Consider the following 1,145-nt stretch of genomic DNA (forward strand, 5'->3'; position numbering starts at 1 on the left):
TTATGGACAAGAATACACTAATTTCATCATTTGGTAAATGGGTTTCACCCATAAATATTCAAAAACTTAGCGAACAAGTCAAAGAATTGAAACAGGACTATTACACAAAAAAGCTGACAACAGAAGCCTATATTAAACTTTTATTGGTAGCCCAGCTGCTCGAATTTAAGAGCTTAGAGGAAATGAGTGATGCACTTGTAGACGAAGATCTTCAAAAAGCACTCGGATTTGAATCGATAAGTGCCTCTCAGCTATCCCGAAAAAACAATCAGATCAACCCACTAATTCTTGCAAATTTGTTCTTGGATCTTGTTTGGAAAATTCAACGGTACCATTATAAAAACGGAAAGAATATGCCACTGAAAATCATTGATTCAAGTACACTCCCGTTGAATTTGACCCATTATAAATGGGCAAAATTCCGTAAAACAAAAGCTGGTGTAAAGCTACACTTACGGCTCGTTTTCATGGATAAAGACACCGTCTATCCTGAAAAAGCAGTGATTACGACAGCAAAAGAACATGACCGAAATCAACTCGAAGTCCTAGTGGATGATCAAGAAGCCATGTATGTGTTTGACCGCGGTTATGTGGACTATGAACGTTTTGATCGGATGACAGATGATGGCTATTTCTTCGTTTCAAGACTGAAGAAAAACGCAGTCATTCGTGAAGTCTATACATTTTCACTTCCTGATGATTGTCACGTTCTATCCGATAAAATGGTCTACATTGGTACCACACAAAATCGTACTGAAAATGTCTTTCGTCTACTAGAAGTTATGGACACAAAAGGGAACTTACTTCGTTTCATCACCAACCGATTTGATTTAAAACCAGAAGAGATAAGTGATATTTACCGATCTCGCTGGGCTATTGAACTCTTTTTCAAATGGCTCAAGCAACACGTAGAAATTAAGCACTTTTATGGAATGAGTGAAACAGCTATTCAAAATCAAATTTTCTTAGCCCTGATCACGTATTGCTTACATGTTCTCATTCAATTGGAGATGAAAAGTAAGAAATCCCTACTTCGAATTACTCGTTGGTTAAAGAGAGCTCTGTGGAAACCAGCTTATGTTTGGTTGCGAAAATTTGATGGGCGAGCCAGTCCATAATCTCCCTTTTGTCGTTGTCGCTCTGGT

Annotated in this window: 1 protein-coding gene; it reads left to right on the forward strand. The window is 37.9% G+C overall.

Annotated elements, in window-relative coordinates; all coding sequences use genetic code 11:
• Positions 1–2 precede the first annotated feature (2 nt).
• Positions 3–1,118, forward strand: coding sequence for an IS4 family transposase (locus tag AC0KTX_RS16775; protein WP_474253161.1), 1,116 nt, complete (start codon positions 3–5; stop codon positions 1,116–1,118).
• Positions 1,119–1,145: the final 27 nt, after the last annotated feature.

This window comes from Aeribacillus sp. JST-2, from assembly GCF_056032925.1.